Annotated in this window: 11 protein-coding genes; 6 read left to right on the forward strand and 5 right to left on the reverse strand. The window is 71.5% G+C overall.

Going from position 1 to position 13,924, the window contains the following annotated elements; all coding sequences use genetic code 11:
• The first annotated feature begins 272 nt into the window (after positions 1-272).
• Positions 273-3,923 (forward strand): hypothetical protein, encoded by a 3,651-nt coding sequence (locus tag ACFYOB_RS34745; RefSeq protein WP_388567155.1) that lies wholly within the window; start codon positions 273-275, stop codon positions 3,921-3,923.
• 519 nt (positions 3,924-4,442) lie between these two features.
• Here ACFYOB_RS34745 and ACFYOB_RS34750 read toward each other — a convergent pair.
• On the reverse strand, positions 4,443-4,718 hold the full coding sequence (locus tag ACFYOB_RS34750; protein ID WP_388567158.1) for a hypothetical protein: 276 nt from the start codon (positions 4,716-4,718) through the stop codon (positions 4,443-4,445).
• Between the two features lie 67 nt (positions 4,719-4,785).
• On the opposite strand from ACFYOB_RS34750, the gene ACFYOB_RS34755 reads away from it, so the two are divergent.
• From ACFYOB_RS34755 to ACFYOB_RS34765, 3 genes are all read left to right on the forward strand, one after another.
• A complete protein-coding gene (locus ACFYOB_RS34755) occupies positions 4,786-5,031 on the forward strand; it encodes an antitoxin MazE7 (RefSeq protein WP_388567160.1) in 246 nt (81 codons plus the stop codon).
• Positions 5,032-5,033: 2 nt separating this feature from the next.
• The gene (locus ACFYOB_RS34760; protein ID WP_388567162.1) at positions 5,034-5,432 is read left to right on the forward strand and encodes a toxin Doc; all 399 of its coding nucleotides are present in this window, start codon (positions 5,034-5,036) and stop codon (positions 5,430-5,432) included.
• A 158-nt stretch (positions 5,433-5,590) separates the two neighbouring features.
• Positions 5,591-7,000, forward strand: coding sequence for an oxygenase MpaB family protein (locus ACFYOB_RS34765; RefSeq protein ID WP_388567165.1), 1,410 nt, complete (start codon positions 5,591-5,593; stop codon positions 6,998-7,000).
• A gap of 200 nt (positions 7,001-7,200) precedes the next feature.
• Here the strand turns inward: ACFYOB_RS34765 and ACFYOB_RS34770 are convergent, their stop codons facing one another.
• The 4 genes from ACFYOB_RS34770 to ACFYOB_RS34785 all read right to left on the reverse strand — a co-directional run bounded on the left by ACFYOB_RS34770 (position 7,201) and on the right by ACFYOB_RS34785 (position 11,045).
• On the reverse strand, positions 7,201-8,856 hold the full coding sequence (locus ACFYOB_RS34770; protein WP_388567167.1) for an Imm49 family immunity protein: 1,656 nt from the start codon (positions 8,854-8,856) through the stop codon (positions 7,201-7,203).
• Positions 8,857-9,321: 465 nt separating this feature from the next.
• Positions 9,322-9,609, reverse strand: coding sequence for a hypothetical protein (locus ACFYOB_RS34775; protein ID WP_388567170.1), 288 nt, complete (start codon positions 9,607-9,609; stop codon positions 9,322-9,324).
• 49 nt (positions 9,610-9,658) lie between these two features.
• Positions 9,659-10,168 carry a hypothetical protein gene (locus ACFYOB_RS34780; RefSeq protein ID WP_388567173.1) on the reverse strand — a complete coding sequence of 170 codons (510 nt, stop codon included), beginning with the start codon at positions 10,166-10,168 and terminating at the stop codon, positions 9,659-9,661.
• A 439-nt stretch (positions 10,169-10,607) separates the two neighbouring features.
• Positions 10,608-11,045 carry a glutaredoxin domain-containing protein gene (locus ACFYOB_RS34785; protein WP_388567175.1) on the reverse strand — a complete coding sequence of 146 codons (438 nt, stop codon included), beginning with the start codon at positions 11,043-11,045 and terminating at the stop codon, positions 10,608-10,610.
• Between the two features lie 294 nt (positions 11,046-11,339).
• Here ACFYOB_RS34785 and ACFYOB_RS34790 point away from each other — a divergent pair, with 294 nt between their 5' ends.
• Both ACFYOB_RS34790 and ACFYOB_RS34795 read left to right on the forward strand, forming a co-directional pair.
• Entirely contained in the window at positions 11,340-11,711 is a 372-nt protein-coding gene (locus ACFYOB_RS34790; RefSeq protein WP_388567178.1) for a hypothetical protein, read from the forward strand.
• Positions 11,708-13,603: a caspase domain-containing protein gene (locus ACFYOB_RS34795; protein ID WP_388567181.1), complete on the forward strand. Its 1,896-nt coding sequence runs from the start codon at positions 11,708-11,710 to the stop codon at positions 13,601-13,603. The genes ACFYOB_RS34790 and ACFYOB_RS34795 overlap by 4 nt, the downstream gene beginning before the upstream one ends.
• The last annotated feature ends 321 nt before the right edge of the window (positions 13,604-13,924 follow it).

Consider the following 13,924-nt stretch of genomic DNA (forward strand, 5'->3'; position numbering starts at 1 on the left):
CATTTAAAGGATTGTGAAGAAAACGGCTCTTGCCGGATTTTCGTAGCCGCTGACCGCTTGAACTCACCTATGGCGTGGGCTGGTCGACGGCCTATGGCATGTCCGGGGTGCGGGCAGGCGTCGGATTCGGTGCAACCACATAGCGAAGCTGACGCCCGGGCGCGTACTGCGTCGCAACTGAACACCGCCGTCGGGCGCACGCGCAGTCGCTGCGGTGGTCCCGATTCGAGGGGTTGTCAGGGTTGTCAGACCCCTTTCCTAGCATGGCTTTCATGAGTACCTCGCACGACAGTTCAGCCGCGCGCACGCTGCGGTCTCTCCTCGACCTGCCTGGGAAGCAACCGGGCGCGGCGCCGGCCGGTGCCGCCCTGCGGGCCGTGGAGGAAGGGCGGCCCGCCCGGACCGTGGCCGGAGCCGTCGCCGCCGCCGGCGGCCCCGACGCGGAGACCGCGCAGCGCCTCCGGACGCTGGTACGGGACCATCTCGGCGGGGACGCCGAGCGGTGGCTCGGCCTCCACGACGCCCTCGCGACCCACCGCGGCACGCTGCCCGAGCTGTTGACCGACGTACCGCCGCCCGTACCGCCCGCACCGCCCGCCCCCCGCGGCGGGCTGCGCCTGCCCGCGCCCCGCAGCGTCCACGCCACCCTGGCCCTGCTGCTGGAGCACGCGTGGCCGAAGGACGCGGCCGCCGCCCTCGCCGCCCTGCCGGACCGCACCCTCGACGGTCTGCTCGCCACCGGCTCCCTCCCCGGCCCGGCCGTCACCGCCGCGGTCACCGAGCACGGGGACTCCCGCACCCGGACCGCCCTCGCCCGCCACACCCGCCTCGACAGTCGGGTCCTGGCGCGGCTACTGGAGACCGGGGACCCGCGGGCCGGGGCGGCCGTGTACCGCAACCCGCGCGCCACGCAGTCCCTGCGCCGCACCCTCGTGCACCGCCTCGACCGGATCCCCATGGACGAGGCGCTGTACGCCGAGCTCACCGACCGCGGCGCCGACGTGCCGCACACCTGGCTCGCCCCGCTGCTCGGATCCGGCGATCCACGGCTCGCCGCCCGCGCCCTGATCGGCGGCGCCCGCGGCGTCGCCCAGCAATACGCCCTGGTCCGGGTCTGGGAACGCACCGGCCCGGAGGCGGTGCGCACCCTCCTCGGCGACCCCGGCGTCCGGAGGTGTCTGAGCCGGGCCGTCGTCTCCGCCGTCACCGAGGCCCTCGCCGCAGATGACGGTTCGGGGAAGGCGCCGCGCGCCCTGCGGGAGCGGTGCGAGCCGTACGAGGACCCTGCCCGGCTGCCCGCCCTGCTGGCCACCACGCGCGGTACGAGCAGCCTGCGCGACCTGCTGTCCGAGCCGTACGTCCACGACCTGAAGGCCCTCGCCGAGGCGCACGCGGCCTCGCCGTTCATGCCGAAGGCGAGCGAGGAACTGGCCCGCCACGAGGCCGCGGACGACGCCCAGCGGCTCGCCTTCCGGCTCAGCGCCCTCAACGCGCCCTGGCGGACGGGTGGTCGGCGCGTCGGCAACACCGCCCCGCCCCGGCAGCGCCTCGCCGAGGAGGATCTCGACGATTACGCCGGCCTGTGGGCCGAGGGCATGGCCGCGGCAGGGGTGCTCGACCCGGTCGACCTGATCCGCACCGCGCACCCGGCCGTACGCGCCCTGCGCGCCCTGAACGGCCTCGCCGGGCGGAACCTGCTCGGCGACGCCGCCCTGGCCGAACTGCGGGAGTCGGCCGACGGCCTGCTCGGCGACCGGCCCGAGGCCTGGGCCGCGTTCGACGCCCTTCTGCCCCGGCACCCGGGCACGCTGAGCGAGGTGATCACCGAGGCTGGAAAGGCCGTAGCCCCGGAAACCAACGGCTCCGGCGGCTCCGAGGGCGCAGGAGGTACGGAACGACCGGCCGTCGGCCCGGAGGACGGCGAAGCGGCCGCCATACGCGCGCACCGTGGCCCGGCAGCAGTGGAAGCGGCCGAGGTCGACACGGCCGAGTCATCCGAAACGCCCCCCGTACCCCCCGTACCCCGCGGCACCCGCATGGCGGCCCTCGCCGCCCTCGACCTCCTGCGCTCCCTCGCTCCCGGCGAGGTCCCGCTCCCCGCCGACCCGGGCGCGCTTCACTTCCTCGCCGACCACCAGGGCGACACCGCCCCCGGTCTCGCCACCCCGCGGTGGCTCGTCGACGCCTGCGCGGCCCAGGGCATCGCACCGTCCCACGGCTCCTGGCCCACCGCGCCGACCCCCGACGAGGTCTGGGCCGCACCCGTGAACACGTGGGGCACCAGCGTCCAGCACCTTGAACGGGCCTACACCCAGGGCATCGTCCCGGCAGGCGAACTCGCTGCCGTGCTCCCGGCACGCCACCTGCTGGGATTCCCGCACGACTGGCGCCGCCTCGCCTTCGCCGCCGCCTGGCGGGCCGAGACCGGGCGCCTGCTGAGGGCCGAGCTCGGCACCGACCCGGACGCCTGGCTGCGGCTCGCCGACACCGCGGACACCGCCGGCGGCCCCACGGGAACCAACGCCGGCACGCCCGTGGGCGGGCCCAGTTGGAGGGAGCTGCTGCGCTTGGCCAGGTCCGGCGACATGGCACCCGCCGGGTACCGGCCGCTGGAGGAACGCGCGTGGGCGTCGTACACCGCCCGACCCGGCACGCCCGACGAGGCCATCCTGATGGGCGACCGCGGCAACCACCTCTGGCTCTGGCCGATCGGCACCCTGCTGTGCGTGGCCGACGACGCCGAGGTCGTCGACGCCGTGATGCCGCTTCTCGGCCCGGACGGGCCCTGGATGCTCGCCGCCTACCTGCTGCGGTACGACCGGACCCCGCGGACCGTCCTCGACCGGCTGCTGGCCGGGCGCGATCCGCAGGCCCTGCGGGTCCTCGCCTCCCAGACCCGGTGGCTCGCGCCCGGAGCCGGGGAGCTGCTGGCCGACCTCGGCGAGCCGGACGTGGACCTCGCGCTGCTCCGCCACGGCACCGCGCCGCAGGTCGCCCGTAGCATCGTGGCCCGCTCCAGGCCCGACAGCGCGGACCCGTCGGAGGGACTCGGGGCGCGGGTTCTGGCCGCGCTGCGGGCCGACCCGTCGGCGGGCCTGGTCGGCGGCGCACGCTGGCTGTCCTCGGCCGAACCCGACCTGATCGAGGAGGTCTTCGCCCGGCGCACCGACCTCAGCCTCGCCCAGCAGGTGCTCGGCTGCCTCCACCTGAGCGAGCACGGCGGGCCCGACCGGCTCGCGGCGCTCGTCGCCCGCGGCGTCCTCGGCCAGGCCGCCACCAAACTCTGCGTGAAGGCACTGGAGTCCGGCGACCCGGTCGCCGTGCTGCGGGCCCGAGCCGCCCGCGAACTGGCCCCCGGCAAGCTCATCACCCGGCTGCGGCGGGTCACCCAGCACTGGCAGACCACCGGTGTCCTGTGGGACCGCCCGAACGGTATCGACTGGCAGGCAGTGGAGACCGCCCACGCGGAGGAGCCGCTGCCGAACTGGCCGTACATCGTCCGCCATCCCGACGCGCCGGCCGCACTGCGGCTCCGCCACGCCGAGCTGCTGGAGGAGCCCGGGCCGGACGGCCTGCCCGACGGGCCCGAGCTGACCCGGGCGCGCGCCCGGTACGGGCTGGGCGGCCGCTACCACTGCGCCGCCGCCACGCAGTTCGACGGCCTGCTGGCCACGGGCGGCCTCGATGCCTCCGACCTCCTGCACGAGGCGGCCCCGGCCGCGCTGGTCCTCGCGTACCTGAGCGGCGCGTCCCGCCGTGCGGACGCCCCGCCGCAGACGAAGGCCGCCCTGGAGGTCCTCGCCGGCCTCGTCGCCGCCCGGCTGGGCACCGACCCCGAGGCCTGGGAACGGGTGGCGGCCCGCCTCACGGCCCGCGACCCGCACTGGACCTGGTTGTCCCCGGTAGCCAATCTCCTCACCTGACGCCCACACCCACCGCCCCGGGCCGGCGTTGGTGGCGGGAACGGCCTCTTCGGTGCGCTCGGGCTCACCGTCGGCCTGCTGCCGGCGTACGAGCCGCCGGCGATCGCTCCGGAGACCATGGCCGGCACCTGGGGCGACCACACGGGCGGAAAGCGGGTCTCTTCACCTCGGCTGGCCGGGTCACGGCCTCCGGCGTCGGCGAGCACGACCGGGCCGACCACACGGGCGGCCCGTCACGGCAGTGCTCGGGCTCCGGCACTTGCGAGGGCTGCCAGGGCGCGTTGGCCGGAGCGCATGGCGAAGGCGTGGTTGATGTGGAAGACCGGTCGTGCCATGGGCATCCAGCGCCTGAGGACGGGCAGGGTTCCACTCTCCAGCTGACAGTGTCCGCGATGTCGCCGTCGGGTGCTGCCCTGAGGACGCGCTCGGCCGGGTCTTCCACGTCGGCGAGTTTCGCGTACGTCGCATCCGGAGGGAGCGGCGACTTCCAGGAGCCGGTGAAGCGGATGTCGTGTCGGTTCATGCGGTGGCTCCTGTCGGCGGTGCGGCGGCAGGGGCGGGCAGCTGGTTGCGGGTGCGGGCGAAGAACGCGGCCGTGCCGAGCAGCCACATCGCGACGAACCAGGCGGGGCCGAGCAGCAGATAGCCGACGGGGATGTCGGCGGGTGTGAATCCGGCGGTAAAACCGATCTGTGCGGGGCCGTAGGCGGGAAGGAACTGCCGCCGTAGCTCAGGGCGGCGGTGAACAGGGCCAGCACCAGGAGCGCGGGCCGGACCGGGTCCCAGTACCAGCATCCCGCTCTGGCTGACGCTGGTTACGAAGGGTATTCGTGAAGGTATTCAGGCGTGCATACTCGGAGGCATGGCAGACACGACCGTGAAGATCGACTGCGAGACCCGGGACCGCCTCGCCGCAGTGGCCGCTGCCCACGGCAAGAGCCTGCGCGCCTACCTCGCGGAACTGGCCATCGAGCAAGAAAACCAGCTCGCCCTGGGCATGGCGACCGCCGCTTTCCGTGAAGCAGTCGGCCAGCCGGGCATCGCCGAGGCGTTCGACCGTGAATTCGGCGGCCCGCCCTCGGCCACGGGCGCGAACCGGGCGGCCTGACGTTGGAACTGCACATCGACATCCGGTGGCTTCTCGACCGTCAGGAGGAACTCCTGGGCAGGGAACTGGGAGCCCTGGACTACTCGGGCCTGGTCGCCGCAGTGGCGCGACACCGCGTGAGCACCCCGTCCTGGGCGACCGACGAACCCGACGCCTACTGGCGGGCAGCGGCACTGCTGGAACAGATCGTTCTCACGCGCCCGCTGCAGACCAGGAACGAGTACTTCGGCTACGGCGTCGCCGCGGCCTACATCAAGGCCTCCGGCAAGGACGTGGACACGGCGTTCGAGCCGTGGCGCGACCTGATCACCGATATACGCGCCCTGCGCCTGAACGTGTACGACGTGGCCGACCGGCTGCGCTCGCTGCGCCCGAGTTCCCTGATCGCGGCCGCGGCCTGAGGCGGCCCACCGTGCGGGTCCGCCGGACCCACCCCTCGGCTACTACGAGTCCCAGCAGCGTCCGCCTGGGCAGCATCGTGGGCCAGATCCGCTCGCAGTGACTCCTCTACACGTGCGGCGTTGTAATCCTGTTGGCCCCCACATCTCAGGAGCACCGCGTGACGCGCACCTCTTTACCCGCCACCGACAGCCTGCTGCGCCAGACCCTCGGCGAATGGCGCATCGGGCTGGTGGCCTGGCGGCTGCTCGTCCTGCAGACCGCGCACCCGGCCGTCGCGACCGGCACCGCCCGCTACTCCACGTACCGGGCCCACCCCTGGAGGCGGATCGAGCACACCATGGACAGCGGCAGCCGGCTGTTCTTCGCCGGGCCCGAGGAGCGGCAGCGCGAGATCGCCCGGCTGGAACGTGCCCACCGCCGGATCCGCGGCACCGACGACTCGGGCCGCCAGTACACCGCCGAGGACCCGGAGGTCCGCGCCTGGGTCATGCTGACGCTGTACGAGGCCATGACGGCCATGCGCGAGCTGTCCGGCGATCCGCTCGCACCCGCCGAGCTCGACGTGCTGTACGCGGAGTTCAAAGAGGTCTGCGTGGCCCTCGGTATCCCCGACAAGACCCTCCCTGCCACCGCCGCCGACGTACCGGCCTACGTCGAGCGCACCGTACGCGAGGTCCTCGAGTTCGGTGACCAGGTCCGCTACCTGCTCTTCGAGATGCTGCGCGAGGCCCCCGCGCCCCGCCGACTCGGACGGCTCCGGCCCGCCTGGCCGCTGCTGCGCGCCGTGGCCGCGAGCGTGCTGACCAGCCTCACCGTCGCTGACCTGCCGCGGGCCTGGCACGAGCGGTTCGGCACGCCCCGTACCCGTACCGCCGCCGCCCTGTCCTGGACGCTGCACCGCGGCATGCGGCAGGTCATGACCCGTCTGCCGGACCGCCTGCGCTACCGCAGCCACTCCGACGGCGACCAGCAGCGACCCGCTTCCCGTCGGCCCACCGCGGCACCGCGCCTGCCCCGGCCCCGTACCGCCGACTCCCGCCCGGCGCGGCTGGAGGCGTTCTTCCGGCAGGTGCTCGACCAGACCGGCGACGGGCGGGTGGACTCCGCAGACCTCCAGGCGATGGTCCACAACGTGTGCTGGCAGCTGGAGCTTCCCGTCGAGCGCGAGGACCGGCTCTACGCCGCCTTCGAGTCCTGGTGGGAGCAACTGTGCGAGGGCATGGACGCGGACGGCGACGGCGCGGTGGACTGCGCCGAGTTCGTGTCCGCGATGCTCAACGGCATCGACCGGGATCCGGACTACCTCGACCAGGGCCTCAAGCCGGCGGTGCGCGCCTTGTTCCGTACCGCCGACACCGACGGCAGCGGACATCTGTGCGCGGACGAGTACCGCATCCTGTTCGGGGGTCCTCGCGTCCACCCCGCCGAGCTGAACGACGCCTTCCGGCAGCTGGACGGGGACGGTGACGGCCGGATCAGCGAGGAGGAGTTCGTCGCCGCGTTCGCCGACTTCTTCACCGCTCGCGCGGACACCGCCGCGGGAGTGGCGCTGCTGGGCCGCCCCTGACAACGAGGCACCGGCGACGATGGCCACGGGCTGCCCTCTGACGAAGACGGGCAGCCAGCAGTCCTGCCGCCCGTCAAGTCCATTCCGTCCATCGGCTGCCGACGGCCGGCGGGCGCCGACGCCGTCCTGCCCAGGGGCGTTCTGGTTTCCAGGGCAGGCATCTCGCCTACTTGCATCCGGCGGGATGTACGGCGAAGGCCCTAGACGGGGCGGGCGGCCATGACGAGCTGCCGGGGCAGGTAGGGAGACTCGACACGGATGTCCCACCCCCGACGTCGGGCGTGGCAGGCCAGGGCCAGGACGTTGAGGTCGATGGCGGCGTCGAGGACGTCGGCGCGGTCGGCGACCTGGTAGTAGTCGCGGTGGGCTTCGAGGGCATCGGCCAGAGCCAGGTTGAAGCTCTCCTCGTCGCCCTCCACCAGCTGCGACAGCAGCACGGCGGGCGGCGGGAAGAAGCCCCACTCCTTGGCCTGCTCGGCCCCGCGCAGAGCCCGCTCTGCTGCCGACTCGGGATCGACTCCCGTCAGGTAGGCGTGGAGGGCCTCCCGGTACGAGGCGAAGGCCGAGCCGTCCTTGCCGGCGATCGCAGGGCCGGCAAGGACCAGGGGTGCGAGGTCCTCGCGTTCGCCCGTGATCAGCGCGAAGGCAGCGGCGTTCGCCCAATTGCCGGCGGCCGCCGTTCCGCCCCGCGACGCCGGATAGCGCAACTTCCGGCCGTCGACAGTTACCTCGGCCTCGGTGCCCGGCTCTGCCAGGGCGATGCGGAACAGGGCCGCCCCCAACTGGGAGGCCAGCCGAAGGTTCGCGAGCTGGGCGTCGGTGACATCGGCCGAGGTCCCCGCGCGCGCCATGAAGAGGAGCTCCTGGTAGCGCATGGCGCTCTCGAGCCGCGACACGGCGAGGGGTGTTCCGTCCTCCGGGTTGAGGGCCTCCTGGGTGGACCTGTCCCACAGAGCCTCGATCTCCGGGTCCAAGGGCTGGTGCCCACCGGCCGGCCGTTCGACCAGCAGCGGGCCTGCCGACAGCGCGGCGACCGCGTCCGGCCGCCGGTCGCCACCGAATCCCCCCACTCTCGGGCCGCTGGCCTCGAAGCCGGTGACCAGGGCATGCGGGAGGTAATCGGTGTGGAGGGCCGGCATCCAGCCCAGGGTCCGGTACGCGAGCGCGGCCAGGCCGAGCGGCAGGAGCGGGAGGAGGCTACTCGGCGAGGCAGCGGGGCCGTTCACGGTGCTGTGTGCGAGCAGAAGCGCGGCCAGTCCGGAGTCGAAGCCCTCCCTGTCCTCGGCGGCCAGGGCGCGCAGGGTCCTCAGCGCCACGCTGTCCGGCCGGTCGAGGAGGCTCTCGCCGGTCTCCCTCGCCCGGCTCCCGATGCGGGCCAGCGCGGCGTCGATGGCGGCGAGCTTCGCCTGAGCACTCGGCGGGTAGTCCTCATCGTTCCCGGTGTCGCCCAGGACCTGGGCCATGAATCCCGTCGCCAGTTCGCCGGCAGGGCTGCCCTGCGCCTGCTCGGTGAACTTCTCGCGAGCGAAGTGGAAGGCCTCCCCGTGCCACTGGGCTTTGTCCCTGAGGATCGTGAGGCAGAACGCGTCGATCCACTCGTGAGGAGTGATGCTCTCTTCGGTGTCGCCCTCATTGCTCGGGTCGTACGTGATGCCGAAGTTCACGTAGTCGAGGAAGACCTGGAAGGTGCAGTGCGGGTGGTACGCCGCGAAGGAGACGGCGCCGACCGCTGCCTCGGTGGCGTCCTTGAGAGCGGCCCTGGCCTCCGGAGTGTCGAGGCTGGGTGTCTCGACGGAGAGAGCGCCCAGGTAGTCGAGGAACTCGTCGGCGATCGACTGCCATTCGTAAGTGGCCATCGGGCCGGCCTTCGACATGGACCGGACCTGCCCCCCGATCCGGTTCGCGAAGTCCTCGCGCGCCGCCGAAACAACTGCCTCGCCTACCTGATGACGCTCTATCCGCACTGTGCTGCTCCTCGATGCCGATCCGTGGGGACAGCCTAGGCGCAGCATCTGACAGGGTCGGCGCTGCTGGAAACGGGCGCTCCGGGGACTAAGCACCGACCAGATCGGGCAGGGCTGCCTGGCGGCCTGGTCCTCGATACGGGGTCTGAACTGCTGGTCCGGGACCTGGAGGCCGGGGGCCGGTTGTCATTCGAGGCGTTGCAGCGCCGGGCCGCCGCCAGAGCTGCTGGACCTGCCCTACCGGGAGCACCCCGCTGCGCGAACAGGACCAGTCCGCCGTCGGCTTTGATCAGGCCCGCCTGATGCCTTCGACGGCTTCAGCTACAAGATGAGTGGCTGCCAGTCGGAGTCGTCTCGTCACCAGTGACGGGGGGTGACTTGGCCGGTCCAGGCCCAGGGTTCCTGGCGTGGGTCCCAGGTCACTTCGACGGTGGTGTCGTGGAAATCACGCGCGAGTTCCTTCAGCATTGTGGCGGCAGCGGTCTGTGCCACTTCGGGATCGAGCAGCTCCTCGCTGAGGCGTCCGCAGAGCATTCCGCCTTCCACGGTGAGGACGCTGTGGCGCCAGCCGTCCGGCGTCGCCAACAGGACGATCCCCTTGGGGAGGCCGAAGGAGGGCCGCTTCTTCTTCTCTCGTCTCGCCACGCAGCCATCCAACACGGCGGCGTGGACGTTCTCGGTACCGGGGCGCCTATCAAGTGCTGCGGCGGGGCTCGGTGCGTGTCTTGTGGCGGGTGGGGCGGCGGTTCTTCGAGCCGGGCCGCCGTCTGGGTCCCGGGCGGGTCGGTTTGGGAACAGCCCGCTGGCGAGAGTCGTCGCTGAGTCCGCCGTAGAGGGCTGGGTGCCAGGACTGTGGTGCTGAGTTGGAGTGCTGGGGCGCCCAAGCCCTGCCCGACATGGCGGCCCGCGCAGCCGCGAAGGGCAGCCATCCGCCGAGCCCGTCGACGCCGAGGAGCCGACCGAGGAGCAGGCCTGTCAGCCGCTCGGCGATCAGCGGCCACACCACGAGGACCAGTACGGTTCCCGCCCGGTTGCGCACGATCGCCGCCACCGAGCCGGCCACCGCAGGCCAGCAGGCCAGTACCAGCACGAAGCGCAGCAGCGCGGGCAGCGCCTGCCCCCAAGCGGGCTGGGGCAGCCCGGACGCGGCGAGGGCCACTGCCCCGGCGGCCCCGGCGATGAACGGCTCCTTGCGCTGGGACACGGAGTCCAACTGCCCGGGCTGCGGGTTTGCGGTGGCGGCGTGCGGTGGCGACCTGCCTGCCGAACTACGGGAGGGACTGCTCTCCGAACATGGAGCAGCGTGTCTTCGGGTGGATCCATCGGCGAGGAACGCTGCGATCATGCGGGTTCTGCGAGTAGAGCTTGGTGTTGGTCCGGCCGAAGTCAAGTCAATGCTGAGCGAGGTCTTGGCGGGCTCCCACTCAGGCACGACGCCCGAGATGGAGTGCCTGGCCCGCAAGCTGCGGGCGTCTGGGATCGATGCCGTTGCTGCTCGGCGTTAGAGGCCCCAGGCGTGGCTGTTCAGCTGACTCTCCGGGGTTTGGGTCCTGTCTCACGGACTGACGTTGACGGCCAGGACCAGACGCGTCTGCCGCCATCGGCACGGCGTCCAGCCCTCTCCGATACGGCACCGCTCCTGATCACGCGGAGCGGGAGAGCTGTTCGCGTACCCACGCAGGATCGGGGTTGACGTGCGGCAGGCCCGCCACGACGACAGTCGGCACGGTCTCATTGCCACCGTTGGCAGCCCTCACCGCTGCCGCTCCCGCCGGGTCCCGCCAGATGTCGACCCAATGCACCTGGCGGGCGCTACGGCCCAACCGGATGCGCAGTCGGAGGCAGTACATGCAGCCCGGCCGCCAGAAGACGACCGGCCGGCCGTCGACCGCGCTGCGGTGCTGCGCTTCCCGCGCACTGATCGACCTCGGGAAGACCAGAGGCGAGTTCACACCTGCGAGCAGCGCGAACAGCAGCAGAAGTGCTGCCGCTCGGCCGGGGGACCCGCTGGATATCAGGCCAGTGGCAACGAGTGAGCCGCAGAGCACAAGCAACACCGGCAAGATCCAAGCGCGCGTCATGAGGACGAAGACTACCGATGACTCGAAAGGCTCCTCGAACTAAGCCCCTGACCTGGGCGTTCGCCGGACGCTGACGCGTCCCTCGTCTGGTCATGTGCTGCGTAACGGCCAAGGTGTACCTGACCACGACGAAAGCCGGGAGAGCGGATCTGCTGCGTGAAGCTTTCCCGGGGGAAGCGTTCGCGTAAGCGTCATGCTCCGGGGGACGAGTCGTACGAGCGTCGTTTCCGAACTGCGGGTCGTCAACTGCCCCTTCGCCATAGACTCCTTGAGGTCCAGAGCTGAGGAGGGGCAGTGGAAGCGTGGCTTTCGGTGCAGGGCGGGAATCCGGTCCGCGAACTACAGGATCTCGACGAGTGGCTGAATGGTGAGCCGGAACTGCGTGGTCGTGTCACACCCCGTGCGGCACAGCCCGGCCCCAACGAACTCGGGGCTTCGTTCGACGTGCTGATCACCGCGATCGGCAGCGGCGGGGTGATCAGCGTGCTGGCCGGTTCGTTGCACGCGTTCCTGACCCGGCCTCGTGGTACTGACGTGCGGGTCTCGGTCTCGTCGCCTGACGGGCGGAGTGTGGAGCTCGAAGCCCAGCGGGTCGACGATGTCGAGTCACTGCTACGCCAGGTTCTCCTCGCCTCCGAGGGACAGGAACGAGTCGGCGACACGTGATCCGGCCGACGTTCCGGGCCGTCGATCCCGGGCGGTCGCGGATCGTGCTGATCGGTACGCCGCGCTACCGTGACGAGCGACTGGCGGACACACCCGTAGTCGCCAACAACGTGACTGACCTGGCGCGGGCCCTCACCGACCCGACTCTCGGCGGGTTCGCGCAGGAGCACTGCCGTACGGTGTCCGAGGACGCTGACCTGGTGCAGATCGGGGAAGTCCTGACCTCGGCTGCCGAGCAGGCCAGCGACCTGCTGCTGGTCTACTACAGCGGACATGGTCTGATCGACCGGCGCGGGAAGCTGTATCTGAGCCTGGCCGGAACGCGGCCCGACCAGTTGGCATATTCCGCTCTGACGTTCGATGCGGTCCGTGAGACCTTTCTGGACAGCCCCGCAAGCAACCGCGTGCTCATCCTGGACAGCTGTTTCAGCGGTCGCGCCATCGGCCAGCCCTTGGCCGGCGAGGAGCAGTCCCTGCTGAACGCGCTGGAGGTTTCCGGCACCTTCACGCTGACCGCCGCCACGGCGAACCGGGCGGCGTTGATTCTGGACGGAGAGCGGCACACCGCGTTCACCGAACGGCTGCTCCGGCTGTTGCAGGACGGCAGCCCCAGGGCCGGGCAGATGCTCACCCTGACGGACATCTACCGGCACCTTCATGCCGAACTGACGGCAGAGGGCCTGCCGGCGCCGCAGCAGCGAGGCACCAACACCGCGGGGATGCTGGGGCTGGTGCACAACCGGCAGGTCATCACGGCTCGTCAGCTCCTCGCGCACGAAACCCTTCCGATGTTGGTGAACGCGGCCGTCACAGGCAAACCCGCAGCCACCGCACCTGCCTGGCACGGGCTGCCTACCACGACCGCTTCGGCGCATGAGCGTGCCGCCCCCGCAGTCGAACAGGCACTGCGCCACGTGGCCGAAGCCGGGAGCAAGCAGCTGCGACGCATCTGCCTGGCTGCGGTCGCACCAGCGGTCGCGGCCATAGCCGAGGAACAGGCGCTGGGCATCGCCGCCACGTTGTCGGACATGGATCGCCGACAGTCCGTCCTGGCACACATAGCCGTGGTCGTCGCCGCTTCCGATGTCTTCCGCGCCATCGACATCCTGTCGACTGTCTGGGAGCCCTACCGCACCATGGCGCTGGCGGATATCGCGAGGATCGACGGATTGCGTCACCCGGGCAATGGGACGTACATCCTCGACACCTACATCCTCGACGACACGCGGTCCGGCCGTCTGGGCGCGGACTCGTTGAGTGCGGTAGCGCGTGCCGTCGCTGCGTTCGCGCCTGACAGGGCAGAGGAGATCGCCGTCGGAATTCCGGACGGGTACTCCCGCACCGTGGCCCTGGCGGGAATCGCGCTTACGGTTGCGGTCACCGATCCGGGCCGGGCCCTGCGCCTCATTCCCAGCCGGTGCAGTCCGTGGGCAGTGCCCGCAGTCGCGGAGGCCCTCGCGGTGATCGACCCTGACCGGGCATTGAGCTTCATCGCTCCGCTCGTGGGCCAGAGGCAGTATCCCCTTGCTCTGATCGGCGTGGCCAGAACGATTGCGCTCACCGACCCGCCTCGAGCCCTGCGCATCGCCTGCGGCATCACCGACCGCGCGCGGCGAGCGGAAGCACTGGTGGTCGTCGCGGAAGCCGTCGCCGCCACCAGCCCCGACCATGCCCTGGAGATCACCGGCATGATCGGCGACAGCAAGGTGGAGGTGGCGGCTCTCGCCGACGTCGCTCCAGTGGTCGCCGCGAAGGACCCCGAGTGGGCCATGGACATTGCCGACGGCATCACCGGCACGCTGTGGAAGGTGCTCGCGCTGGCGGGAATCGCTTCCGTTCAATTGGAGACCGGACACCGCCGGCTCAGCGCCACCCGGTTGGCGGCCCGCTGACCACTGACAGCGTCCTGCCGACCACCCCTATCCGCTGTACGCATACAGGCAGTCGATCTCAACTCCGTTGGGCTCATCGGCCCAGGGCCCTAGGCCATGCGGGGAAGCGAACCTTCAGAGCAACCCTGTGCTGGGCTGAAGCGGTCCCGAGCGATGGCTGGAGAAGCGCGCGGGGCGCAAGCGCCGGAACACTGTGCGTCCCCGGCCGGCAGCGCCGGCAGCCGCGACGGGCCAAGCGGTTTAGGCAGCCCGTAGGGTGGCGGGATGAGACCGTGACTGCAACCACTCGCGCCCGACACCTCGCCGTAGGTGGCTCCTGAT

This window comes from Streptomyces sp. NPDC006463 (assembly GCF_042870715.1).
Taxonomy (GTDB): Bacteria; Actinomycetota; Actinomycetes; order Streptomycetales; family Streptomycetaceae; genus Streptomyces.

Excerpts from the sequence above, each read along its gene's own strand:
- ACFYOB_RS34745 (WP_388567155.1), top strand. The coding sequence starts at position 273 with ATGAGTACCTCGCACGACAGTTCAGCCGCGCGCACGCTGCGGTCTCTC.
- ACFYOB_RS34750 (WP_388567158.1), bottom strand. The coding sequence starts at position 4,718 with ATGCTGGTACTGGGACCCGGTCCGGCCCGCGCTCCTGGTGCTGGCCCT.
- ACFYOB_RS34755 (WP_388567160.1), top strand. The coding sequence starts at position 4,786 with ATGGCAGACACGACCGTGAAGATCGACTGCGAGACCCGGGACCGCCTC.
- ACFYOB_RS34770 (WP_388567167.1), bottom strand. The coding sequence starts at position 8,856 with ATGGCCACTTACGAATGGCAGTCGATCGCCGACGAGTTCCTCGACTAC.
- ACFYOB_RS34785 (WP_388567175.1), bottom strand. The coding sequence starts at position 11,045 with ATGACGCGCGCTTGGATCTTGCCGGTGTTGCTTGTGCTCTGCGGCTCA.